Origin of the sequence: Shewanella sp. DC2-4 (assembly GCF_013248875.1) — a bacterium.
GTDB lineage: Bacteria > Pseudomonadota > Gammaproteobacteria > Enterobacterales > Shewanellaceae > Shewanella > Shewanella oncorhynchi.
Genome location: NZ_JABRVR010000002.1, coordinates 3,290,635 through 3,316,506, shown reverse-complemented (window position 1 = coordinate 3,316,506; position 25,872 = coordinate 3,290,635). Strand labels below are relative to the sequence as shown.

Sequence of the window (25,872 nt, the reverse complement as noted above, 5' to 3'; positions counted from 1 at the left end):
AGGTGGGGCTTTTTAGCGAACGCGGCTGAGTAACTTTGATTAAATGTATTTGCTTTGTAAGCGAGTTTTTCAGAGTCTGTTATAGAGAGTGTCGCATGTGATAAAGTCAGGCCCCGGCCTGACTTTTTGCTTTTTAGGTTTTAAAGCGAGTGATGCTGGGTTTTAGCACAGTTATTTAAAATTAAAACAACGCTATTAAAACGAGAAAATGGCCCAGCTTGCGCGTGGCTTCATTCACATAAAACGGACTTAACACAATGAAAAAATGGTTACTCACAGTTGCCGTGGCCGCTAGTTTTGGCGCACAGGCTGACGAAGGTATGTGGCAGCCCCATCAACTGCCTGCAATGGCTGATGAGCTAAAAGCAAAAGGCCTTGAAATTGATGCAAAATCGATTTCTAAACTCACCGAATTCCCGATGAATGCCGTGATAAGCCTTGGCGGTTGCACTGCATCATTTGTATCGCCAAAGGGCTTAGTCGTGACTAACCATCACTGTGCCTATGGGGCAATTCAATACAACTCCACTCCTGAGAAAAACCTGTTGCAGGATGGTTTTTTAGCTAAGACCTTCGCCGATGAATTACCTGCGACCCCTGGCTCACGTGTCTATGTGACTGAAGATGTCACGAATGTCACTGAGCGAGTTAAAAACGGGCTTGAAGGTAAAGTGGGCAGCGCCTTCTATCAAGGCGTTGAAAGCCAAGAAAAAGCGTTAGTTGCTGAATGTGAAAAAGAAGATGGTTACCGTTGCCAAGTGTATAGCTTTCACGGTGGTCTCGAATATTATCTGGTTAAACAACTGGAAATCCGTGATGTGCGTTTAGTCTATAACCCAGCCGCGAGCGTGGGTAAATACGGCGGCGATGTAGACAACTGGATGTGGCCACGTCACACAGGCGATTTTTCTTTCTACCGTGCTTATGTATCTAAAGCAGGTAAACCCTCAGAATTTAGCAGCGACAACGTGCCATACGAGCCAAAAAGTTTCTTAAAAGTATCGGCTAAAGGCGTGAGTGAGGGTGATTTTGTGATGGTTGCAGGCTACCCAGGTCGCACCAACAGATATCGCACAGCCACTGAAGTTCAAAATGAGTTTGAGTGGGCTTATCCCGAAGGCAAAATGCTGCGTGAACGCTTTATAGAGATCATTAAAGAAACCGCGCCAGAGGGCAGCGACGAGCGTATTAAGTACGAGAGTCAAATTGCTGGCCTTGCAAATTACGCGAAAAACTTCACTTCTATGATCGAGTTTTACGGTAAATCAACCATGTTGGCTGACCGTAAAGCCCTCGAAGCTAAGCTTGCGGCGTGGATTGCCAAAGACAGCAGTCGTGAAGCGAAATACGGTAAAACCTTAGCGGAATTAGATGCCTTGATTGCCAAAGGCAAGACGCATCAAGAGCGTGACATGATCTTAAGCTACATAGGCAGCACGACTATGTTGCCGACGGCGCGCAGCTTATATCGCCTCGCGAACGAGAAACAACTGCCAGATATGCAGCGTGAACCGGGCTTCCAAGATCGTGATATGACTCGCCTCAAAGCGAGCATGGAGCGTATTGATCGTCGTTATGCGCCAAGCGTTGATAAAGCGGTATTGCTCGACATGCTAAAACGCTACGCCGCACTGCCAGAAGATCAGCGCCTCCCCGCATTGGATAAAGCCTTTGGTATCGATAAAAAGTTTAGTGAAGCTAAGCTTTCTAAAACCTTAGATAAAATGTACGCCAAAACTGAGTTAGGTAAGAAAGATGTTCGTCTGGCGTGGATGGACAAATCCGTTGCCGATTTTAAAGCCTCTAAAGATCCTTTCATTCAATTCGCTGTCGCTATGTATGACACAGATATGGCTGAAGAAAAGAAAGAAAAAGAATTAGCGGGTGAACTAATGAAGGTGCGTCCGCAATATATGGATGCCATTATTGCTTACAACCTAGAGCAAGGTAAGCCAGTGTATGCCGATGCTAACTCTAGCCTGCGTGTCACAGTTGGCCATGTGAAAGGCTATTCGCCAAAAGACGGTTTAGTGGCCGTGCCATTCACTCGCCTTGAAGGCATAGTGCAAAAGGACACGGGTGTTGACCCATTCGATGCACCGAAGAAAGAGTTAGAGCTGATTAAGCAGAAGCAATATGGTGATTTCTATATGAAATCAATAGATTCTGTACCGGTAAACTTTTTATCAACTTTAGATACTACTGGCGGAAATTCTGGCTCACCGACCTTAAACGGCCGCGCTGAACTCGTCGGCCTATTGTTCGACGGTGTGTATGAAAGCATTATCGGCGGTTGGGCATTTGATAATGAAATTAACCGTTCTATTCATGTCGACAGCCGTTATATGCTGTGGGTAATGAAGTATTTAGATCATGCCGACAATCTTTTAGCTGAGATGGAAATCGTTAAGTAATCGATTGCCGCATCAGCAATGGTGCGGCCTATAATGGCATAGTGAATTTGGATTATCAGCATTCAAGTGCGATTTAGTGCTTTAAGAATGCTGAAATAACAAGACAGCAAAATAGCGATAAACTCACTGGGTTTATCGCTTTTTTTGTAGCTGTAATGGCCTGCTGACGGCTGTTAAGATAGCTATCCGTGATAGGCGCGTCAGGGCATTAGCTCACTTTTTTAGCATTAGCGTAACCAGTGGATTGAAAATATATACGCAACATATTTTTTAGACTGAAATGTGTTGGAAAGTAGTGCCGGAGGACCTGCATCTTTAGTTAGATTTTTTAGTGGGTTAGCATTGGCAGGTATCCACGCATATAGGCTCGCCATGGCATTGACTCGTCGACACGGTAAATAGAAACCTAGGGTTTCTGAGCTTATGAACGAGAGCCATGGACGGCGAACTGGCAGTTAAACAGGGATGTTGTTCAAGTCCATCCTTGGATGCTCGACCACCCCGTCTGGTGTGAATGGACTCGCGAATGCCGCGATGGCATGGATAATGGAATGGACCCATCCACTTTTAATCGGCCTCGCAATGGGCCACGATGTAGTCGCTAAAACTCATCAGAAAGAGGACGGGTCCACCTATGAAGATTACTACAATCGGTTTAGATATCGCAAAGTCTGTTTTTCATGCTGTTGGCGTCGATAAAGCGGGCAAGTTAATTAAAAAGAAAATGCTTAGACGCAAGGACTTGCTTCCCTTTCTCGCTCAAATAGAGCCGTGTCTGATTGTGATGGAAGCCTGTGGTGGAGCAAATTACTGGGCCAGAGAGTTTGAGCTGTTGGGTCATAACGTCAAGTTGATCGCCCCTCAATTTGTGGTGCCTTTTCGGCAAGGTAATAAAAATGACTACAACGATGCCTTAGCCATCGCAGAAGCGGCGCAGCGACCCAACATGCGTTTTGTGAAGCCAAAAGGCGTCGCGCAACAAGATGTACAACTTCTCCACCGCATGCGTGAGCGTTTAAACAAACAATCAACCGCCTTAATCAATCAAGTCAGAGGGATGTTAGCGGAATACGGCATTGTGATAACCAAAAGTAAATCGGCTTTTAAAGTACAGTTCCCAGATATTTTAGCGGATGAAACCAATGCGCTGACCACCAAAGGTCGGGCCATTTTTTATCAGTTATATGAAGAATTTAGTGATATAGAAAAATGGCTTAAGGGTTGTGACGTTCAAGTGCTAACTGAAACTAAAAACAATGTGATTTGCCAGCGGTTAGAGACTATCCCTGGTATTGGCCCTGTCACCGCTACGGCGATTTATGCTGCAGTGGGTGACGGTAAAGACTTTAGCAATGGCCGACATTTTTCAGCTTGGTGTGGCTTAGTACCTAAGCAACACAGCAGTGGAGGTAAAGATAACCTCCTTGGAATAAGCAAGCGGGGAAATGCTTACTTACGTACCCTGTTCATCCACGGTGCAAGAACGGTGTTGCAGCACAGTTGTCATAAACAGGATAAATTTAGCTGCTGGGCAATCCAGTTAGCAGAACGCCGCGGTTTTAACCGGGCCTGTGTGGCTGTCGCTAATAAGCTCGCGAGAATGGCATGGGTTATCGCGGCGCATGACGAAGAATATCGACTTCCAGTATAGTGCTGAATAGATTCAATAAACGTTAATAATTAACCAACCAGCAAGTTGCTAAGACACTTGATTTGATGATGAGACAGTCAGACTGATCTACTGAAAACCTTAGTCGGGCATAGGCTCATAATGAAGCCGCAAGGATGATAAGGACAGTAGAAGCAGATATCCATCAGGGCCAGAGGAATCCCTCAATAACAGGCCGAATATATGGGTGCAATGAACTCTTCTCAAAATCGCTATCGAATGTCTTGCAAACTGGATGGGTCCATATATGCCAAAAAGCGGCCATGGGGCGGACTGTCGTCTCGCAAATCACCATGGCTCACCTTTTTAGCGTTAGTGTAATCTGTAGATTTAAAAGCCTTACGCTGCACGCTTTGGGACAATTCCGAGTTAGACTTTTAGCTCGAATTAGTGAGTTTCGGATAAATATTTCTATGGGGTTACGCCGCGCACAGCGGCGCCTTTGTAGCGCAGCGAAAAAGGCGTCCGACGCCGAAGGCGAGAACTGCTGCACTTGGTTATGTGTTTAATTGGCAACAAGGTAAGTTACTAGAACGCCCGCGGCCGCAACAATTAAAGCGCCAATTCCTAATATCCAATTCTTTTGGCTTTTACGTCTTTCATACTCAAACATAAGCCATTTATATGGGGAACCGCCGTCGTACCCAACGAATTGCGATTCACGTATAGCATTAACGAGGCGACTAGTTTTTATCTTGCTTATAGTTTTATGATTTCTAGTTCCAAGATTTACATAGACGTCTTTGGCATCTTCACTAAGTCCATCCCATTCAGCCATGGAGACTCCTATAAATTCGATTCATGCATAAACACATAACATTTGTTTATGCCTATATGTCACTGAGCTCTCTCCTCATTTGATTCATTAGAGCTTTCGTTTGATTTTGTATTTCAGATGCCAGCTCCGCAGCCTGCCTTTGAAAAATTTCAGTTTTTTCGTTTTGTTGATGAAGTATTATTTCGGTGAAGTTTTTCATATATTCGTTGGTGCAGTCCATTGATTCTTGCGTAAGCAGTTCCAATTTATCAAAGGTTTGCAGCATCTCGTCTGTTGCTATTAGTTTCAATCGATTGGACTCACTTTTGAGTTTCAACACATCTTTTAGCCCTTCCTGCATCAACGCGGAGATTTGAGAGCTAAACCAACCGATAACCTGCCTTACTCTCTCTTTATCGCCTACTTCTGTGGCTGCAAGATAATTCTGAAGATACTCTTCAAATATTGGCTGCATACGCTCTGGCATTTCAATTTGATTCTTCTTTCCAAAGCGGTCCAAGTCTGTAACGTACTTAGCGTATTCAGATGCCTTTAGATCGAATATTTTTAATCGCCTATCTGCTCTGAATCTAAGATCTTGTTCCAACTGTTTTAGGTTTCTTTCATGTCTCTGCTTATTGAAGTACGCGAACGCAACCCACAGTAAATTTACAATTCCAAATGCCCATGCATAGAATTTAGGATTCCCTTGTATTAGATCATAAATTTCCTGCATATGACTCCTTTAGGCATAACCTTTATATAGTGCGCATGCGCGTTTACCTCATTAGACCAGTAAAGACGCGCATAGTTAACTACATGTATTAAAAAGAACTTATCAGCTTTCCATCAAGTATACCATCCGGAAAAACGCGCATGCGCGTTTCCCAAACCCATTATCTAATCGACATGATATTTAAGTCATTAAATTTTAATGATTTTATATTTACAATATTGGGATAACGCGCACGTATATGGACTACAAACAACTCAAAACCAAGTATTTTGAATACGACTGTATAACCGTCCAGTTTCGCTCGAATCAGTTGAAGAGTTAAACACTGAGGCACTAGATGAAAATTTGTAGGTCAAGTCATTCGTCAATTTACAATTAAGCAAAGCTGTTCAAACATGCTTTGGGGCAATAGCTTTTTAGCTAAACGAACAGCAGAAGTGTTAGTTAAGATTGGCATTGTTGTACCAGTGACCGTTGGCGGTATGGATGCCGCCGTCGAGCCTCAGGGATGCTTATTTTGAAAGAAATAGACGGCGAGTCACTGGGGAAGCAATGACAATGCATGCTGCAAACGGACGACAAAATTATCTTGCTTTGGGGCAATAGCTTTTTAGCTAAACGAACAGCAGAAGTGTTAGTTAGGATTGGCATTGGTGTACCAGTGACCGTTGGCGACATGGATGGCGCCGTCGAGCCTTTGGGATGCTTATTTTGAAAGAAATAGACGGCGAGTCACTGCGGAAACAATGACAATTCATGCAGCACAATTGACGATACAATTATCTTTCTTTGGGGCATAAGAGAGTTAACAGCAGATGGCTGCTATTGGCAGAAATCAGAAGGTCTAATGTAGATATTCCATCCGTAATTATCTTCGGTTTTTTAGTTTACGCTGTAACCAGTGCCGCTTTAAGCGCTGTGGTTTCCTGTGGTGTTAGTGGCCGCATTTGACCTTCTTGTAACTCACCAGATGCTAATTCGCGTAAATTCAGTGTCATTATGGCGACGCGCTCAAGATCGATAACGCGATATCCGAGTGCTTTGGACATCCTACGAATTTGTCGATTTAATCCCTGAGTCAGCACGATTTCAAAGCTGACCGAACTGAGGTGGTGGACTTGGCAGGGCAGGGTTTGCAGGTCTTTATAACGCACTCCACTGGCCATTTGTTCAACAAAATCATCAGTGAATGGCCTATCGAGGCGCACATGGTAGGTTTTGCTGTGGGCAAAACTGGGGTGCATCAGTTTATGAGTCAGCTCACCATCGTTAGTTAACAGCAACAGGCCGCGGGAGTCTTTATCGAGTCTGCCGACGGGGTAGAGTCTTGGCGCTTTGGGAAGTAGGTGTATAAGGCTCGCTTCATCCTGCTCAAGCAGACGGCAATCCGTGCCCACAGCTTTGTTAAATACCCAATAGGCGAGCGTTTCGGCTTTAGTGATAGGTTTGCCATCAAACTCAATACAGTCGAGGCAGTTTAATGACTCGTCCAAACAGATGGGATCTGTGTGGCGGGCGATACCGCCATTGAGTGTGATGCGCCCGGCCTCGATCAAACGGCAGGCTTCACGGCGTGAGCCTATGCCACACTGGGCGAGGTATTTTGCTAAGCGCATGGATTACCCTAAAGTATTTGGCGTTCTTGGGCGCGATGATACAGTATTTTTGATAGGCGCCGCATTGCAAAGGCTAGGCTTAAACACCAAATAATACTCAAGTTAGTTTGGAGCCACATATTGGCTGAAACAGTACAAAAGTGTGTTTGGGGCACACAGGGAGGGAAATCCAATATGGTCCAATCTAATTGCAGGGTTAAACTCACTGCACTACAAAAGCTGATCAGGCTCAAATAGAACAGTGGCTTTGGGCAAATAAACCGAGGCACTATCCCCGCTATAATCACAAGGCTGTGTAAGATGAGGGTGCTTAATAGATAACTCGTTGAAACTATTCTGTGTATGCTCAAAAAATTAATGGGGAATATTCCCATCAAAATCACAGAGACTCCTACCCAAGCACCTGTAAGTGCTATGCATTGGCTGAACGTATCCAGTTTTAGTAAGTAGAGCCCGGTCATTGAAATGAGTATGCAGAGCCCTGCAGCCAATAAGCTTAAATTAAACACATAAGCGAGGGGTGAGTTGATATAGTTACCTAAAAAATCAGCTCGTATTTGTAAGACTTGAACTCCAACGTTTTGATATTCAGCATAAATAGCAATTAAAACTCCAGAAGCGCTAATAAAGGCTGCGCCTACAATCAACCATGTAATAAGACGATGTAGATCGTAATAACTTGGTTCTTGGTGATAAAGAGGATTCATGGGGGACTAAAAATATGCTGATAGGATATGACCACATTGAATGCGGTAACTTGCCTGAATTGTTTAATGAAGGCAAGCGAGTTAATGCTTTTTCGCCAAAAGAGGGCTTTAAAATGACAAGGAACGCCTAGTGCGTCCCTTGTCATAAACGTTAGATTCTACTCATGCGACTCAAATATCATTTAGTGTCGTTTGCGGAAAATTACAATCGCAACAGCCACTACGGCTAAAATCATACAGTACCAAGCGTGTGATACCGCTGCTAATGGCGTGATGCTAAAGGTCGAAGCAATTAAGAGTGCCTGTGCACCATACGGGATTAAACCTTGGATAATACAGGCGAAAATATCGAGTATGCTGGCGGCACGTTTTGGACTCACGCCATGTTTCTCTGCTAAGTCTTTTGCAATATCACCCGTCACCACGATAGAAACTGTGTTGTTAGCCACACAAGAGTTAGTCACTGCGACTATACCTGCCATGCCTAGCTCAGCAGCGCGGCATGAAGCTTCACCTTGCGCCTTGGAGAAACGAGTGATCAGCTTTTCAATCTGTTTACTCACAAAGGCAAGACCACCTTGCTGCTGCATGAGTGCGGCTAAACCACCCACTAGCATAGACAGAATGAAAATCTCCTGCATATTGCTAAAGCCAGCATAAATATCTTTACCGAATTGGATCACGCCGTAATCCATAGTAAACAGGCCAGTTGCGCCCGCTAATAAGATACCTAAGGTTAAGACCACAAATACGTTCAGACCCGCCACGGCTAAGATCAAAATGGTCAGATAAGGAATGACCTTAATAAGATCGATATTCTGCGTTGCTAATTCTGCTTGGCCTTGTCCGGCAAATACAAAGGCGATTAAAGTTAGCAGTGATGCGGGAATAGCGAAAATCAAATTTTCACGAAATTTATCTTTCATATCACAGCCTTGGGTGCGCGTAGCTGCAATCGTGGTATCGGAAATAATCGACAAGTTGTCACCAAATAGGGCGCCAGACATCACGGCTCCCGCCATCAGTGCATAGTCGATTTGCGCTTGGTCGGCTACGCCTAGGGCGATTGGAGCGACAGCCGCGATTGTCCCCATAGAGGTTCCCATGGCCGTTGCGATAAAAGCGGCAATCACGAAGAAACCAGGTAGTAACAGGTTCGATGGTATTAACGATAAACCAAGAGCAACAGTAGCATCGACGCCGCCAGTGGCTTTCGCGACTGCAGCGAAGGCGCCTGCAAGTAAGTAAATTAAACACATTGCAATAATATTGCTGTGACCAATACCGCCAATAAAGGTATCAATCGATTGATTTAATTTCTGTTTTGATAAAATCAACGCCAGAATGATTGCAGGTAAAATAGCGATAACGCTGGGTAATTGATAGAAGGCAAAGTCGACACCTTGGCTTTGGAAATACACACCCGCGCCAATGAAAAGACCAAGGAAAACAAATAATGGCAACAGGGCAATAAAAGATGCCGGGCTGTGCTGTGCTGCTGTTGGATTGCTCAAATGTTATCTCTCTTTCGCTTAGGGTTTTTCCGCAGGATCCTTGGCAGTCAAACTCGCTTAAATTCAGTGTTGCCTCGGCATCGTATCCTAGCAACTTGAGGCAAAGCATATTTGATCCCTGATAACCTGTCAATTTAGACGTCTAGATGTTTTTACTTCCGCTGTGATCGCTAGGTTATTAATAGGTTGTATAAGATGAAAACTAGTCTTTATTTTAATTACTAATCAATATCTTACCTGTTTTCATTTAGATTGAGTTAGAGGGTTTATATCTGATTTAGCGTGTATTTCAACTGAACGGAATTGCATGAAATTTAAGCGAATGACTGGTGTGATGGAGTAAGCCGGCTATTTATTGCTCCATTTAGTGTGAGTTGTTGGTGGGTAAGCTAGCATAAATAACGTAAATGATGAGTGGCATTAATCAATAGGGCTCATTTGGGGACGTATTGACTTAGTTCGCTTGTGCAGCGTTGTGATAGCAATGATACGTCAAATAACTTTAATAAAACCTTAATAAGCAATCTATTGTTTTTAAATGTAAAACAGTTTCAAGCATCTAAAATCCCCATAAAAACTAATGGCAACAATTTGTATTGAAGTAGAGACTTTAATAGAATCCGCACAAATTATGTTAATTACTCTTAGTGCTTTGTTTAAATTTAACTGGATGAAGCGTTTATTGCTGATCCCTCAGATCTTCCTACTACAGTGGGTATTATCATGATACGTCGCGCTAAGCCATTACTCGGAACGCTGGTGGAAATCGCTGCCGAGTCACTGCCAAATCAAAGCGGTGAGGTACAACTTAAAGATAAAGCATTGGAAGCGGCGATTAGCGCGGCTTTTTCGCGTGTGACCCATATTGGGCGGTTGCTGAGCTTCCATCAACAGGACAGCGAGTTAAATCAGTTAAATCGGCACCCGGGAATTTGGGTAACGTTAAGCCAAGATAGTTTACGAGTGCTCAAGTTGGCTAAGGGGCTGGGTAAGGCGAGCAACAACTTATTCAATTGTACCGTTGGCGGCGAAATGATGTCTCGCGGTGCATTGCCTGCCTATCTTGGTATGCCTTTACTGTTGCAAGGCGAGTGGCAAGATATTGAAATAAAAGGTAATCAAGCGCGATTAGCTAGACCGCTAATTTTAACCTTAGATGGTATAGCTAAAGGTTATGCGGTCGATATGGCAGTGAGTGAGCTGCGTCGCGCTGGCGTGAGCGGAGGTTGGGTCAATGCGGGTGGCGATTTAAAAGTTTTTGGCAGTGCATCTTTAAATGTAGTGTGCCGCGGTCCATTAGGAGCGAGCCAAAAGCTCTGCGTTAGCAATATGGCGCTCGCCAGCTCAAGGGTCTCACAAACCTTAAGTCATGATTACCCTGCACTATTACTGCCAACTGGCAATGTTGCCGATACGAACATCGATGCTGAAAGCGAGCGTATTGTTAGTGTGAGAGCCTCTTTTGCTTGGCGCGCCGATGCGTTAACGAAAGTCGCAGGCTATCTTAATCCCGACTTGGCCGCTGAAAAAATTGCTCACTTGGGTGGTCAATTAGTCAGTTTTGATTGATGTATCTTTTGGTTGTTTTACAGCTTTTGCAGATGATTGAATTAGAAATTCAATCATTACTGTGAGTTAACATTAAACAGTTAGTACTGTTATTCGCACTTTAACGGGTGAATCGATACAACTTGGGTTCAGTATCGTTACCGTTATTTGCAACTTGCATACGGTTGTGGGCTTTTATTGTCTTCAAGCTTTGCTTGGTATTATTTCCATTAAAAAGAGTGCCTACATTGAGCACTCTTTTCGTTTCAATAGTTTATCGCTAACCATGTGTCGTTAGTCATTTATCTTAAGCGACTTTAAATCGCGCAACTTCTTTTTGTAGATTGCTGCAAATGGCTTTAGTGTTGACGACTATTTGCTGCGTTTCTTGGATCACTAAGTTGCAGTATCTTGTTTTATCGGATAATTCGGTCAAGTTACGATTAATTTCTTCGGTCACATGGGTTTGCTCTTCGGTCGCAGTCGCCGTTTGAGTGGACATCTCACTGACCTTAGAGGTGGAGTTTAGAATTTCATCTAATGCATCTTGGGTCTGGCTGGCGAGGGTGACGGTTGATGTGGTCAGGCTAGCTCCCGATTCAATGCTTTTAACCGCATCATTTACACCGCGTTGCAACTCTTCAATCATGCGCTGAATATCTTGGGTTGAGGTTTCGGTACGACTCGCCAGTGTACGTACTTCATCGGCAACTACGGCAAAGCCGCGGCCCTGTTCGCCAGCGCGCGCAGCTTCAATGGCCGCGTTAAGTGCAAGGAGATTAGTTTGCTCAGCGATTGAGCGGATCACATCAAGCACTGAGGCAATATTGGCAGAATTGACTGAAAGTTTTTCAATAACTGTCACGGCATTTTTAACTGATTCAGACAGTTGCTGAATATGATTAACGGACTGGGCGAGGATATTCTTACCCTCTACTGTTTGGTCATTCACCTTAGTGATTTCGGTGGCAGTATGAAGAGCGTTACTGGCGACTTCTCTTACGGCTGCACTCATTTCATTTACTGCTGTGACAATAGTATCGACAAACTGCTCTTGTTCATGGCTGATGTTGATTGTGGTGGCTGACTTAGTTGCAAGACTTTCAACGGTTTGGCTCACATCTTTAGTTTGACCAATAATCGAGATAACCATTTGCTGTAGCTGCTCTACAAATAAGTTAAATGCATGGGCGAGCTCGCCGATTTCATCTTGACGTGTGATAGGGATCCTTTGGGTTAAGTTACCGTCACCATCGACAATGTCATTGATCCTGCTAGTGATATCTTCAATTGCATTGACTATGATTTTAGGGCCGAAGTAGGCAATCAACAGCGCCACAATGGCGACTAAGCTCGCTATCGTTAAGGATATTTGGGTTTGGGTGGTTGCCTGTTCCGTTGCTTGTAAATCTAGCTCTTTTACTCTGTTATCGGCGGCTTCGCCCGCGGCATTGTAGATATCTCTTAATGCCTTAAATTCTTGCTTGGATTTGGTTTCGTGGAGTTGTTTCGCGCGTTCAAAGTCATTACTTTTGACTGCATTAATGACCTCTGATGAGGCTTGATACCAGAGCGAAAACTGCGCCTCAAAGCCACTGGTTGATTGCAGTACTTGCAGGTGATCTGTCAGGATTTGTTTAAATTCTCCCATTCTGTCACGGGCTTGATCGACATTCTCTTGCCAGTTATCAATCTCACTTTTGCGATTATCGGCAGATAATTCTTCCCTGAGTAACACTTCTTCACTTAGCTGCGCTTGATAAAGGTCGCGATCTGCATTGAGAATTGCCGAAATTGCGGGATTAAATAACTGACTAAATTCCTGCATCTGTTTCACAGTGGCACGGCTTTGCATAGCGTCGGTGACCGCCATGACAATGAGGGCTGTCGCCATAATGGCAAACATCAGTGAAAACTTAACGCGAATACTGTTAAACATAGGACGATCTCCATTAATAACTTAATAAATAGCTTAGCCGTTATTTATAGAATTGCCTTTGCATGCAGCAGATTGCGATGGGATTTTGTACACATTGAAATAAGCGAAACCGCCTTGGTCACAGTTACCAAGGCGTTGACGCATTACTTTGGATTATTCAGGACAAGCTAGGGTAGGGATGACTTTAGGCTTAGGTTTTATCTGCACTAGCATGACGCCAATAATGACCATAGAACCGCCAATATAATGATAAATGGCTAAGGTTTCATCTAGGATGATGGCCGCCAGTATCGCCGCAATAATAGGCATTAAATTAAAGAATACGCTGGTGCGATCGGCGCCGAGTTTGCTTATGCCATTGATCCAAGCCCACGGCGCTAAAAGTGAGGCAGCGATAGCAGCGTAAAGTATCAGTGGTGCTGATTGGGCACTGATCGCTATGCTGGGACTCGTAAACAGCAGTGGCGTCAGCATGAATACGGCTATGAGTCCTTGAATATAAACCGATTCCCAAGTCGGTAGTGGCAGTTGCCAGCGTTTCAGTAATACGCCATAGAGCGCATACACAAAGGCGCTAAAGAGCAACAGTAAATCACCTTGAGTCACACCGATGGCAAGGTTCATCATATCGCCGTGACTGAGCATAAAAATCAATCCAAATAGCGAGATTAAGGTGCCACCAAAGGCTAACGGTGATAATTTTTGCTTGAGTAATGGCACGGCTAAAAACAGACTGATCATCGGCACGAGAGAGGTGATTAATGCCATATTTGTTGCCGTGGTGGTTGCCGCCGCAAAATAGGCCAGACTTTGGTTAAGCACCATACCTAACAAAGCCAAAGTAGCGAACTTAGGTAACAAAGGTAGTATCACTTGGCGTTTTTGCCAGACGCGACTTGCGACAAAGGGGGTTAACAATAACATAGCGAAAAACCAACGGTAAAATGCTATGGCTTCAGGATCGATAATCCCAAATGAGAGCTTGTTGACTATCGAATTGCCTGCCCAAATTAATACGGCCAACAGGGGGAACAAATACAGCATGGTCTTGCCTTTAGGTACTGGCTAAAGTGACTGGCCATAGCTTATGGCTTATCACTTAAGCATCCAGATAATAGATTAGTGGCTATTATCCATGGTCGGTTATGATATAAATATCGCTTATCAGACAAGGTCAGTTCCTCTACGGACAAGCGTAATCTGGGTTAGCGATTTCGTTTGAGTTTTTGGACCACCATAGCTTTGAGGGCATCAAAATGCGCACGGTTTACCATCCGCTCACGGCAGAGCAAGAGCCTGCTGCAGATATCTTCTTCAACTATGAAGCTTTCTTGCCAAATACGGTAACGCCAAAACATCAACATGTTTGGGGGCAACTGCAGTTAATCAGCGGTGGAATTATGGAGTTACATGCTGCAGGGCAACGGTTTTTATCGCCGTCACAATATGCGATTTGGGTTCCTGCGGGGATAGAACATGAAAGTTATACTCGGCGTAGTATTCATTATTGCTCGATGAATATAGTTGCCGAGCGAGCTGCGGCTTTTCCCATAGAGACCTGTCTTTTAGCCGTGACATCCATTGCCCAATCGATCGTTAACGATCTGCGGGAGCGGCAAGTCACTGTGGCAGAAACTGCGGCGGATAAGCGACTGGTTGAGGTTTTGCTCGATCAGCTGACCTTGGGTAAAGCTCTACCGCAATTTCTGCCCACCGTTTCAGATAAACTGTTACAGCCGTTGTTGCTGGCACTTGAAGCCGACCCTGCGAGTTCGAAAACCTTTAAATCTTGGGCCAGTGAATTACATACCACAGAGCGTACTTTAGCTCGTCGCTGCCAAGAGGTTCTGGGGATGAGTTTTACTGAGCTAAGACAAAGGCATAAGTTTATCTATTCCTTACAACTATTACGTCAGGGACTTGCGATCAAAGAAGTGGCATTGACACTCGGCTACAACCAAACTTCGCCTTATATCGTGATGTTTAAAAAATATGCTCAGTGCTCACCTGAGCAGTATCGCCGCCGATTGTGATTGAGTGGCTGATGGAGCAAGGCTTAATAAAGGCGAGATAATGAGATCCTATGCGAAAGTCGCGCTAGATGATGCACTAAAAATATTGGGGGAAGCTGTAAAATAAGATAGGGTGCTAAAGTATTAACACCCTATTTTCGGCCTATTTAAAGAGAGGATTTAAGGTTTTTTACAGAGTTAGATAAGTTAGTCGGAAGCCTTTTGGCGGTTCCGTTTATCTTGACGCTTCTCTTTTAAGGTTTTCATTGGCGGTTTTTTGTTTTTTTCTTTACTCATAGATATAAACTCCAAAGTGAAGGTTACTATCCTAACCCGCGCCGCAAATCGGTTTCGATAGTTGGGCTCAATTTTTTATTTCAGGCTTTAATTGAGACGGTTTATTTATAAAGAGTATAAAAATAAATTTAACGATTGAGGCGCCGTGCTAAACCTCTTAACCCCTTTGCTGTTTACTCTAAAGCGCTGCCATGACTTATACGTAAATAGTTGCAAAGAGTCGTTAATTGCAGTGTTAAAATTATTTAAAGTGTCTCTTTAATAAATATCGCGGCCAGTTAATGACTTCAAAATAACATTCCCTCTTATTATATTATGTTGAAAATGCCGCTATAAGCCGCCGCTAATAGCGAGTTCAAAGCATGTTGCCACTGAATTGAACATGCTCTATTTTAAAATGCTTACAACCTTATAATCATATCTTTAAAATTTTCTGAAATGTTATCAAGTAGCAATACTCAATAGCCATTTACAAAAAGTATGCCCAAATGATTTTTTCCTATACAGACTTTTTAGGTTGTTTTTTCGTTAAACTGACATCTTTAATCATAAACAGAACTGGTTTGCCTAAAATGCTCACCTCTGCCAGTTCGCCCTTTGATAACCCAAGTAAGCTGACGCCTAAATCTGATATGACAGAGAAACGTCCTGCACTGGGTTTATGCCTTGGTGGATACACGAGTTCAATTTGGTACTCTTGCTGATCCTGCAGATTAACTAAGTGAATTTCCCGTCCCACAGTCACTTTATCACTCGTCGTATCATGCTTTAGCTGCTCAAGCTTACTAATCACGCCTGCCAAAGCCGTTGGGCGTAGAGAGGCATTAAAACTGTTTTGTAAATAATAGGTTTCAGTTTTTAGAATAAAATTCTGGAAAAGACCACTAAAAAAAGAATATGCCATTGCCGCCTCTGAAATAACAAAGTTAAAATATAAGCATAGAAATTAAAATGAGTATTACTCTGTGCTTATTTCACAAGAAGTTATAATTCTGCCGAGCGCGAGTGACGCTCGGCTTAGACTGGGAATTTGAGCGAGAGGCGGATTGAGCTTACTGAACTAGATGTGTTAGCTAACACATGGGAAAATAGTGATGAAAATGCAGTGCTAAACATAGTGTTACATCTCCAGTCAAAAGTTGATATTCGATTGATTATTTATTTTTTGTATATCGATTTAGTATATCGGCCTTGCTGTTAACTAAATCTTGCCATTAACTAAATAAGTAATTGCTTGGCTGATACCATAGGTCAAGTAAAAATATAAAGCAAGCCTAACTAAGCTAATCTTGCTGAATATACTGATAACAGTAAAACTGGATTTAACATAGCTTTAACCTTGCTACATTGGGGCTAGTCTTCGTCAATTTAATGCTAGCACTCGTAAAGTAAACTGAGCACTTGTTAATTTGGCTGAACTGAAAGCCAAATTAATTCAACCATTGAATGTTCTAGTGCATTGTCGCTAGATGCTATGGGCACTAACTGAATTAAGCCTTAATATAAGCTTCTAAAGTCAATATTTACTTAGGTTGTTAAGCCCGCACCTTTTAAAAGTATTTTGATACACATAGAGACGAGGAACAGACAGCTTACGCTTGTACACCAAATCAGCACTAACCAGCCGAGCCGATAGGCGAGGGATTTCGTTTGGGTCGTCATGTTGATCTCCTGCATATGTAAAGTCATCTAAAGTGAATCAGCGACCTAAGCCAAGTTAGCTTCAGTCGCGTTTTGGGAACTCTCATCTAAAGTCATGGCTAGTGATAGCCAGCATCCTTGGTTACTTTGCCGCGGAACACGTAGTAGCTCCAAAAGGTATAAACCAAAATCAGCGGGATGATCATCAGGGCGCCGACGAGCATAAAGCTTAGACTGCTGTCGGGGGCTGCTGCCTGCCAAAGGCTGATGTTGGGTGGAATAATGTGCGGCCAGATACTGATCCCTAAGCCACTAAATCCTAAGAAAATCAGCCCTAGAGTGAGTAGGAATGGTTGATAGTTATCATCACGATTTAGGGATTTTATCAAGGCCCAACTGCAGGCTAATACCAGTATTGGCACTGGGGCGAAGTAGAATAAATTCGGTAAACTAAACCAGCGCAGGGCAATATTGGGTTGCACAAAAGGCGTCCATAAACTGACTAAACCTATGGTCATAAGCAGGCATAAGGTCAGTGCTCTACCGAGTTGTTGCATGGTCGTTTTAAGCTCGCCTTGGCATTTTTTCACCAGCCAAGTCGCGCCGAGCAGAGCATAGGCCAGCATAAGGCCAAATCCACAGAAAAGTGAGAAGGGCGTTAACCAATCGAAACTACTGCCGCTAAATTGTTGGTTACTCACCGAAATGCCGGAGATAAACGCCCCCAGCACTACGCCCTGTGAAAAGGTGGCCGTGATAGAACCGAACATAAACGCTTTATCCCAGAATGGTTTAGCTTCTGCGCCCGACTTAAATCTAAACTCAAATGCCACGCCGCGAAAAATCAATGCCAGCAGCATGATGAGCAGCGGTATGGTTAGCGCTTCGAGCACTATGGCATAGGCGAGGGGAAATGCACCGAGCAGGCTGGCGCCGCCAAGCACTAACCAAGTTTCGTTTCCATCCCAAACAGGGGCGACGGTATTGACCATAATATCCCTGTCGTCCTCGTCGTGAATGAAGGGAAACAGTATGCCGATGCCGAGATCGAAGCCATCCATCACGATATACATTAAGGTGGCAAAAATGATGATCCCGAACCAAATCAAGGGTAGATCGAATTCCATGGTGAGCCCTTAAATATGTTTTAGATTGAATAAGTAAAACTAGATTCATTTACTTTAAAATTAATGGCTTGTTGCCGCGATATCTGGCCCTTTGCGGATGAGTCGCATCATATAGCGATAACCCACGCCGAAGATGCCGCAGTAACTGACGATGAAAATCCCTAGGCTGATACTCAAGTGGGTAACGCTGTGGGAAGACACGGCATCCTGAGTGCGCATCAATCCTTGGATCACCCAAGGTTGACGGCCAAGCTCGGTGGTAAACCAACCTGCTAGTGTGGCGAGCAATCCGGCGGGGCCGAGCACGAGTACAAATCGCAGAAAGTGTTTGTTGCTGTAGAGGCTGCCTTTGCACCTGAGATAAGCACTCCACAGTCCAGCAAAAATCATCAATAAGCCTAAGCCAACCATGAGCCTAAAACTCCAGAACACTAACAACACATTGGGTCTGTCCTCGGCGGGATACTCAGTCAAGGCTGGCACTTGTTTGCTTAAATCATGCTGTAAGATCAGGCTCGCGAGCCCTGGGATTTCGAGACTGAAGTGGTTTTTCTCTGCGTCCATATCGGGAATCGCAAATAAGATAAGCGGTGTGGGTTTGTCACCCTCATTACGCCAATGGCCTTCCATTGCCGCGATTTTTACAGGTTGATATTCAAGGGTATTTAAGCCATGAAAATCACCAATTACAGCTTGCAGCGGCGCGACAATTAACGCCATCCACATCGCCATAGACAACATCTTACGGATCGCGGGTGTGTCGTTACCTTTGAGTAAATGCCAAGCCGCCGATGCGCCTACAAAGAAAGCCGATGAAATAAAGGCCGCCACTGTCATATGGGCTAAACGATAGGGAAATGAAGGGTTAAACACTATCTGAAACCAATCCACAGGAATGACGCGATTGTTCACGATTTCAAAACCTTGGGGCGTCTGCATCCAGCTGTTTGAAGCTAAGATCCAGAAGGTCGAGATAATAGTGCCCGTGGCGACCATACAAGTGGCGAAGAAATGCAGGTTTTTACCTACCTTCTGCTGACCAAATAGCATGACCCCCAGAAAACCCGCTTCGAGGAAGAAGGCGGTGAGGACTTCATAGGTGAGTAGCGGCCCAGTTACGCTGCCCGCGAAGGCGGAAAAAGCACTCCAATGGGTACCAAATTGATAGGCCATCACTATACCTGAGACCACGCCCATGCCAAAGTTTATGGCAAAAATCTTCGACCAAAATTGATAGAGTTGTTGGTAAACCTCATTCGCTGTTTTCAGCCATAAGCCTTCTAATACTGCTAGATAGGTGGCGAGGCCGATAGTGATGGCAGGGAAAATAATGTGAAAAGAGATGGTAAAAGCAAATTGGATCCTAGCGAGTACTGTGGCATCAAAATCAAACATAATTTCCTCGAGCGATACGCATTTCTCGTTACAAAGGCATTGTTCTAGTCGCGTTCACTGAACCCTAAATTGGCTTGACGGTGAAAGCTTGTGTGCTATTAGACCATGGGATATGCTGGCTATAACAGACACAGAATATCTTGGCTTGGCTATAACAGATGACGAAGTATGAGCAGTTAGCGCAGGAATTAAAGACACGAATAGCCCAAGGTGTCTGGCAGGCGGGGGACAAGTTGCCGTCGCTGCGTCAAACTGTGGCCGATTCGGGTTTGAGCCTGATGACAGTGCTCAATGCTTATCAGCTATTGGAAAGCCAAGGTGTGATCTCGGCGCAGGCTAAGTCTGGCTATTTAGTGGCGCCAAAGCCGGAATTAATCGCGCGGCAGGGAGAAGCCTTTCGTTATCCCGAGCGACAAAAGCCGATTTATCTTTCCGATAGCGTGGATATTAATGAGTTTGTATTCAATGTGCTGCAGGCTTCAAAGCAGGCGGACATAGTGCCCTTTGGCTCAGGATTTCCCGATCCTAGTTTATTCCCGCAACAAGCACTGGCGCGATCTTTGGTTAAGGTGACTCGGCACATGTCACCTTCTTTTGCCGCCGATAATTTACCGCCAGGCAATGCGGGATTACGTAAGGCGATCTCCCAACGTTATGCCAAATTGGGCATGAGCATTTCGCCCGACGAAATCATCATTACCTCGGGTGCTATGGAGGCGCTCAACTTGAGCTTAGCGACGCTGACTCAAGCGGGTGATTGGGTTGTCATTGAATCACCGACCTTTTATGGTGCGATGCAAGCCATTGAACGGCTTAAACTCAGGGCCATTGCGGTCGCGACCGATCCACAACAGGGGATTGATCTCGAGGCGCTGGCAGAAGTGTTAAATACCTATCCAGTGAAAGCCTGCTGGTTGATGAGCCAACATCAAAATCCCTTAGGTTGCAGCTTATCGGATGCTAAAAAACAGGCGCTTTATCAGCTACTAAATGAGCATAAAGTCAGTCTGATTGAGGATGATGTTTATCAAGAACTCTATGTCGACTCCAGCGCGCCAAGGCCAGTAAAAGCCTTCGATACCGAAGGACGGGTGTTGCACTGCGGCTCATTTTCTAAGTCTTTGATTGCTGGTTATCGTGTCGGCTGGGTGGCGGCGGGATGCCATGCACCGCAGTTACAACGTTTACAAGTCATGTCGACGTTATCGACCAGTGCGCCGATGCAGCTCGCCATCGCCGATTTTATTCAGTCGGCGCAATATGAACGCCATTTGAAACAGTTACGTAAAAAGTTAGCCAGCCGTAAATTGGCCATGTATCAATTATTGTGCGCGCATCTGCCCGAATCTGTGGGGGTCAATTTCGCGCAGGGCGGCTATTTTCTCTGGTTAGCGCTGCCATCACACATGGACGCTACACAAATTTATTATCAGGCGATTGAGCGTGGGATCAGTATTGCACCCGGAAATCTCTTTAGTAATCAGGTCGAATTCCGCCATTTTATGCGTTTGAATGCCTCATACGAGTGCTCGCCAGAGATAGTCTCTGCGGTCGTGGTGCTGGCCGAACTTATCCGCAACAATTTGCGCCGAAGTTAAAGGCTGTGGTTAAAAAGTTTTAGACTTCTAGATGTCTATCTGCTAGTTTGTTGAACATGCACAAATCTTGTGCAATTCTCAATGTCGATTGAATACTGGGCTGCTACGGATAAGGAAGGGAAAATGAAATTAGAGTCACTGGCATTACACCATGGTTATGAGTCAGAAGCGACCACGAAGGCGGCCGCAGTACCTATCTATCAAACGACCTCTTATACTTTCGATGATACCCAGCATGGTGCTGATTTATTTGACTTAAAAGTCGCTGGTAATATTTATACTCGGATAATGAATCCTACCACTAGCGTGCTAGAGCAACGTCTGGCGGCCATTGAAGGCGGCATAGGTGCGCTGGCCGTAGCATCGGGTATGGCGGCGATTACCTATGCGATTCAAGCCTTGACTCAAGTTGGCGATAACATCGTCAGTACCAGTCAGCTCTATGGCGGCACCTATAATCTGTTTGCCCATACGCTGCCGCGCCAAGGCGTTGAAGTGCGCATGGCGGCCTTCGATGATTTTGAAGGCCTCAATGAGCTGATCGATGACAAAACTAAAGCCTTGTTCTGCGAATCGATTGGTAATCCAGCCGGCAATATTGTCGATTTACAACGTTTAGCCGAGATTGCCCATAAGCATGGCGTGCCTTTAATTGTCGATAATACGGTCGCGACGCCAGTATTATGTCGCCCCTTTGAGCATGGCGCCGATATCGTTATTCACTCTTTAACTAAATATATTGGTGGCCATGGCACGACAATCGGTGGCGTGATTATCGATTCAGGCAAGTTCGATTGGGTGGCGAATAAGGAAAGATTTGCCTTACTCAACCAAGCCGATCCTTCCTACCACGGCGTGGTTTACACAGAAGCCTTTGGTCCTGCTGCATTTATTGGTCGTTGCCGTGTAGTACCGCTGCGTAATACCGGCGCCGCACTGTCACCGCACAGTGCATTTTTACTGTTGCAAGGCCTTGAAACCTTAAGCCTTAGAATGGAGCGCCATTGCTCAAATGCCTTGGCATTAGCTGAATATCTGGTGCTGCATCCGGCGGTCAGTTGGGTGAACTACGGCGCCTTGCCGAGCAGCCCTTATCAGGATAATTGCCACAAGATCACTGGCGGAAAAGCTTCTGGGATCATCAGCTTTGGGATTAAAGCGGCCACAGCTGAAGAGGGTAAGCTTGCTGGCGGACGTTTTATCGATGCACTGCAGATGATCCTGCGTTTAGTGAACATTGGGGATGCGAAATCCTTGGCCTGCCACCCTGCGAGCACTACGCACAGACAGCTCGATGCCGATGAACTGGCAAGGGCGGGCGTGTCTGAGGATCTTATCCGTATCTCGGTTGGGATTGAGCATATCGACGACATCATTAACGATGTGGCGCAGGCGCTCGATAAGGCACTGGCGAGCAAATAGCTCGTATCGAATAGTCCATATTAAATAGCCGATACCTCATCGCTTTATTAAATCGTTAACAGTAAAAAGCCGCCATCGATTCAATTCGATAGCGGCTTTTTTAGTGCTTTAAAAACGATGTTAATCTTGCTGCAGTCGATTTCTCGCCTTCTGATAGAAGTAAGAAACAGTCAGCAAAATGACCCCGATCAGCATAAAGGCAATCACCTTTTGCACTAGCTCGAATGAAGCCATATCCAGTAATAGCACTTTAAGCGTCGATAAGGTAAATAGCCCAGCAGCGAGGCGGATCATATCGGCATTTTGTGGTTTTAAGCTGATAAACATCAACACACTGCCATGGATAACCAATAAAATCGCGCTGAGCGGTGCGGCAATAATGTTATCGAAACTATAACTCCACACAAAGTAACTCAAGGCGAGTAACAGATGCCAACCCCACTTAAGCCCTTGTAAAGGTAAGATACGTCTATGTAAGCGTATTGCTGCGCCGTGCTGCAAGATAAGCCTTGCTAGGAGTGCCAGTGATAAAAACTCGATTAACACAAACGAGGCATTATCACGATTAAGCCCGAGTGTTAGCTCAAAATGGAACATGATGGGCAACAGGGCTAAGCCTAAAGTGAGACCATAGGCGAGATGGTAGCTTTCCTTTATTGCGGCTTGGATTTCGGCGGCGAGGGGGAATTTTGCGCTATATGAGGCTTGGCCTACAGATGTCTGACTTACACCTCTCAGGCTTAAACCTCTTTGGATTAGCAACGCAAAATAACCACTTAAGGCTAATGCTGTCATGGCTATTCCTACTAGCTCAGAATGATTAAAACCATAAACGATCACGGCCAATACCAGTGCAAAGTAATAAGGGCTCAATTGCCATTGTAGTTGCAGCAAGGGGCGCCAATGCTCGGGTAATTGGCGATAACGAAGCAGGGTGAAGCCCATAAAGAGGGCGCCAACGGCTAGCGCCGCGAGTCCTTGCCAAGCGTGAATAAGGCATAGCGAGGCTGTCATCAGAACCGCTAGCCAAGTGAGGATTTTGGCTTCTATGTTCAAACTCTTATGTTTAACAAAGTAGGCTAAACCTAGGCTCATAAAGGTGCTCAGCCAGAGTGCAATAGCGGTATATTCCCAATGGTTGCGGATGACTTTGGGCAGCAGAATAAGCGGCAGCAGCAAATAGCAGAAGATTTGCATCGTATAAGCGGCTTTGGCAAATAAGGCATCTTTATAGTGGCGACGATACCAATAATGGGCCAAGAGTAGGGCGATAAATAACTCAAACCGTGCCAGTTTTGCCATAAGCGGCTGGGCACTAAAGCTAAAACTGCCTGTGAGCGTTATGCCTTCAACAACCTTAAACAGCAGCGGCAATAGTAAGAGCCAAGCAGCAAACTCGCTGATAACGAGTCTGTCCTTTGCGCTCAAATACAGCAGTAATAGGCTGACCAGTGGCAAGATTGCGAGGTAGTAATCGCTGCTCAAAAGGTAAGCCGCGAGGATAATTGTCGCCACATAAAAACCGCTTAATAGCTCTTTTAACACTCTGTTTAGCTGACTTTCTAGGGTCGAAAGTAACGTATGATGGAGTGTTAATAGCCGAATCACTAAGACTAAGGCGGCGCAACTTAAAGCCAGTGCCAACAGTGGAAAGCCAAAAGCTGACAAGGGAGAAATTGGCGCACCATCGATAAAGCTTGATTCTAAAAGGCTCATGCTCGTCAGTACACTAGACGCATTGAGCCCTAATCCCATCAGCAGCAATACATAGGCTTCGGCGCGAACGGAAATTAGTTCTTCTTTGGTGCCAATCCACAAGAGTAATAAGGCTTCGAGCAGTAATACTAATCCAAGGAAATCGTGGCTGAGTAAATACAGTGCGGCAAATCCCGCAAAACTCCCAGCAAAGACTAACAATAAGCCGTTGCGGGCTTTTTCTAGGTTGCCTGTGCGCTTCCAATAGAGGGCTGCGCAAATCAGTGCGTTGGCCGCAAAGATTTCCCCTGCGAACTCAGTAAATTGCGTCAACTCTAATAACACAAAGGCGAGCAATACTATCGGTAGGGCGAGTATGCGATGGCTCAGTGCATTATGTTTTTCATTCTGATGGGTAAACTGCTGGGTAAATAGTAGGCCTGTGATGCCGTAGAGATAAAAGAACGCATTAATACTGATAAGCGCGAGCAGACTGACGCCGCCAATGTCGCCAAGTGGCAATTCAATGAAATGGCTAAAAGCTTCGATGCAGCCTATGTGCAACAGGGCGGTGATTTCCAGTAGCAGCGGCCACTTAAGTTTGCGACTCTGGGCAAGGGCGCCGGCACCAATAAGCAGTAAATAAGGCAGATACAATAGCGGCGCATAGCTTTGGGATAACAGCATCATAGGCGCGGTCGAACCACCGACTAAGGCGATCACGGCGATCACTTTGGCATCTAAGCGCATCGACAGGCCATAACCTGCCAAAGTGATCAATAACAGTAAGATAAAACTCGCGCTATTAGGTATTAACTCAAAATACGGCCCAATAAAGTACGCGCAGAGATAATTAAGTATGAGTCCGAGTCCGACAATACCTGAGCCAAAATCCGCCATACCCGCGCGTTTTTGGCGAATAAAAATCCCGCCCACTATGATAGCGTTCGCGCTGGCAAACCCGAGTAGCGCTTTGCCAAGTTCTGAAAACCAATGGTTGATTGAATATTGCAGTAAATAACCAAAGCCTAAGGTCAGGGTGATGATCCCTGCGACAGTCATTAAAAAGACAGGTCCTAATCCCTTAGCCTGATAATGATGGTAGAAAGATTTGACTTGCTCGTTGACTGCCGCAAAGGGTGCCATGACGGCCGCGAGTCCTTGGGATAACAACTCATCAAATTGACTAGCCGCTTGCACGCTTGCCTGCAATTTGACTTCATCACTCAGCTGTTGATTTTGCGCTTGAGAAAGGTGTTCGGTTTTAGCGGTTTGTTCTGTCGAGGTATTTTTCGTTTTTCTTTGCCAAGGGTCTTCTTGCCGAGGTTCACTTGGTATAGGGCCTTGCTGCCATGGGTTGGGTTCTGCTGGGGCTGGCTCTACGGAAGCTGGCTCAAGGGTTGGTGTTTGTGCCGCATAGGTTAATGTAGGCGCGTTATCGGCGGCGGTGGGCACAGATGCAATTGATGAAGCGCTCGCTGCCATATTCAGAGTGGTTTCAGCGGCGTCTTCAGCCGCAATTTGCTGACTTAACGTCTCGAGCTTAGTGGAGAATTCTGCTAATTGACGACCGAGCGAAGATTGCTGCGATAAATGCAGCGATTGTAACTGTGCCAGCTCAGCTTTTAGTTGGGCAACGTCATCCTTTAACGGCATATCTCATTCCTAAGTGTTTAAGTGCTTAACTCATAAACCTTTGTCGGCAAGAAGTGTACTTGTATGTGTATTTTTCGGCTAGTTGTTGTTGATTTTTAGGAAATCTCCGACTGCTGCTTTTCCAACATG

Annotated in this window: 18 protein-coding genes; 7 read left to right on the top strand and 11 right to left on the bottom strand. The window is 45.0% G+C overall.

Annotated features, from left to right (window positions below; all coding sequences use genetic code 11):
* Positions 1 to 257: 257 nt before the first annotated feature.
* Together HQQ92_RS15195 and HQQ92_RS15190 are read left to right on the top strand one after the other, a co-directional pair.
* A complete protein-coding gene (locus HQQ92_RS15195) occupies positions 258 to 2,414 on the top strand; it encodes a S46 family peptidase (protein ID WP_173246481.1) in 2,157 nt (718 codons plus the stop codon).
* Between the two features lie 634 nt (positions 2,415 to 3,048).
* Positions 3,049 to 4,065 (top strand): IS110 family transposase, encoded by a 1,017-nt coding sequence (locus HQQ92_RS15190; protein WP_173246478.1) that lies wholly within the window; start codon positions 3,049 to 3,051, stop codon positions 4,063 to 4,065.
* 523 nt (positions 4,066 to 4,588) lie between these two features.
* Here HQQ92_RS15190 and HQQ92_RS15185 read toward each other — a convergent pair.
* Together HQQ92_RS15185 and HQQ92_RS15180 are read right to left on the bottom strand one after the other, a co-directional pair.
* The gene (locus HQQ92_RS15185; protein ID WP_173246475.1) at positions 4,589 to 4,861 is read right to left on the bottom strand and encodes a hypothetical protein; all 273 of its coding nucleotides are present in this window, start codon (positions 4,859 to 4,861) and stop codon (positions 4,589 to 4,591) included.
* Between the two features lie 52 nt (positions 4,862 to 4,913).
* Complete coding sequence (locus HQQ92_RS15180; protein ID WP_173246472.1) at positions 4,914 to 5,576, bottom strand: hypothetical protein; 663 nt, start codon at positions 5,574 to 5,576, stop codon at positions 4,914 to 4,916.
* 562 nt (positions 5,577 to 6,138) lie between these two features.
* Between HQQ92_RS15180 and HQQ92_RS15175 the strand changes: the two genes are divergently transcribed.
* A complete protein-coding gene (locus tag HQQ92_RS15175; protein ID WP_173242457.1) occupies positions 6,139 to 6,291 on the top strand; it encodes a hypothetical protein in 153 nt (50 codons plus the stop codon).
* A gap of 172 nt (positions 6,292 to 6,463) precedes the next feature.
* Here HQQ92_RS15175 and HQQ92_RS15170 read toward each other — a convergent pair whose 3' ends face one another.
* Positions 6,464 to 7,192 carry a 23S rRNA pseudouridine(2604) synthase RluF gene (locus HQQ92_RS15170; protein ID WP_173246469.1) on the bottom strand — a complete coding sequence of 243 codons (729 nt, stop codon included), beginning with the start codon at positions 7,190 to 7,192 and terminating at the stop codon, positions 6,464 to 6,466.
* Positions 7,193 to 8,081: 889 nt separating this feature from the next.
* Positions 8,082 to 9,413 carry a Na+/H+ antiporter NhaC family protein gene (locus HQQ92_RS15165; RefSeq protein ID WP_105250033.1) on the bottom strand — a complete coding sequence of 444 codons (1,332 nt, stop codon included), beginning with the start codon at positions 9,411 to 9,413 and terminating at the stop codon, positions 8,082 to 8,084.
* Positions 9,414 to 10,136: 723 nt separating this feature from the next.
* On the opposite strand from HQQ92_RS15165, the gene HQQ92_RS15160 reads away from it, so the two are divergent.
* On the top strand, positions 10,137 to 10,982 hold the full coding sequence (locus HQQ92_RS15160; RefSeq protein WP_173246466.1) for an FAD:protein FMN transferase: 846 nt from the start codon (positions 10,137 to 10,139) through the stop codon (positions 10,980 to 10,982).
* Positions 10,983 to 11,268: 286 nt separating this feature from the next.
* Here the strand turns inward: HQQ92_RS15160 and HQQ92_RS15155 are convergent, their stop codons facing one another.
* Positions 11,269 to 12,900 (bottom strand): methyl-accepting chemotaxis protein, encoded by a 1,632-nt coding sequence (locus HQQ92_RS15155; RefSeq protein WP_168824943.1) that lies wholly within the window; start codon positions 12,898 to 12,900, stop codon positions 11,269 to 11,271.
* Positions 12,901 to 13,053: 153 nt separating this feature from the next.
* On the bottom strand, positions 13,054 to 13,944 hold the full coding sequence (locus HQQ92_RS15150) for a DMT family transporter (protein ID WP_113939865.1): 891 nt from the start codon (positions 13,942 to 13,944) through the stop codon (positions 13,054 to 13,056).
* 212 nt (positions 13,945 to 14,156) lie between these two features.
* Here HQQ92_RS15150 and HQQ92_RS15145 point away from each other — a divergent pair, with 212 nt between their 5' ends.
* Positions 14,157 to 14,933: a helix-turn-helix transcriptional regulator gene (locus HQQ92_RS15145; RefSeq protein WP_028759458.1), complete on the top strand. Its 777-nt coding sequence runs from the start codon at positions 14,157 to 14,159 to the stop codon at positions 14,931 to 14,933.
* A 775-nt stretch (positions 14,934 to 15,708) separates the two neighbouring features.
* Here HQQ92_RS15145 and HQQ92_RS15140 read toward each other — a convergent pair.
* From HQQ92_RS15140 to HQQ92_RS15125, 4 genes are all read right to left on the bottom strand, one after another.
* Positions 15,709 to 16,113, bottom strand: coding sequence for a GreA/GreB family elongation factor (locus HQQ92_RS15140; protein ID WP_028759523.1), 405 nt, complete (start codon positions 16,111 to 16,113; stop codon positions 15,709 to 15,711).
* Positions 16,114 to 16,736: 623 nt separating this feature from the next.
* Positions 16,737 to 16,871, bottom strand: coding sequence for a DUF2474 domain-containing protein (locus tag HQQ92_RS15135; protein ID WP_105250029.1), 135 nt, complete (start codon positions 16,869 to 16,871; stop codon positions 16,737 to 16,739).
* 98 nt (positions 16,872 to 16,969) lie between these two features.
* Positions 16,970 to 17,977, bottom strand: coding sequence for a cytochrome d ubiquinol oxidase subunit II (gene cydB / locus HQQ92_RS15130; RefSeq protein WP_105250028.1), 1,008 nt, complete (start codon positions 17,975 to 17,977; stop codon positions 16,970 to 16,972).
* A 60-nt stretch (positions 17,978 to 18,037) separates the two neighbouring features.
* Positions 18,038 to 19,372, bottom strand: a complete 1,335-nt coding sequence (locus tag HQQ92_RS15125) for a cytochrome ubiquinol oxidase subunit I (RefSeq protein WP_173246463.1) — start codon at positions 19,370 to 19,372, stop codon at positions 18,038 to 18,040.
* Positions 19,373 to 19,530: 158 nt separating this feature from the next.
* Between HQQ92_RS15125 and HQQ92_RS15120 the strand changes: the two genes are divergently transcribed.
* Both HQQ92_RS15120 and HQQ92_RS15115 read left to right on the top strand, forming a co-directional pair.
* Positions 19,531 to 20,970, top strand: coding sequence for a PLP-dependent aminotransferase family protein (locus tag HQQ92_RS15120; RefSeq protein WP_173246460.1), 1,440 nt, complete (start codon positions 19,531 to 19,533; stop codon positions 20,968 to 20,970).
* Positions 20,971 to 21,093: 123 nt separating this feature from the next.
* Positions 21,094 to 22,392 (top strand): O-acetylhomoserine aminocarboxypropyltransferase/cysteine synthase family protein, encoded by a 1,299-nt coding sequence (locus HQQ92_RS15115; protein WP_173246456.1) that lies wholly within the window; start codon positions 21,094 to 21,096, stop codon positions 22,390 to 22,392.
* Positions 22,393 to 22,512: 120 nt separating this feature from the next.
* Here HQQ92_RS15115 and HQQ92_RS15110 read toward each other — a convergent pair whose 3' ends face one another.
* A complete protein-coding gene (locus HQQ92_RS15110; RefSeq protein ID WP_173246453.1) occupies positions 22,513 to 25,743 on the bottom strand; it encodes a DUF2339 domain-containing protein in 3,231 nt (1,076 codons plus the stop codon).
* Positions 25,744 to 25,872: the final 129 nt, after the last annotated feature.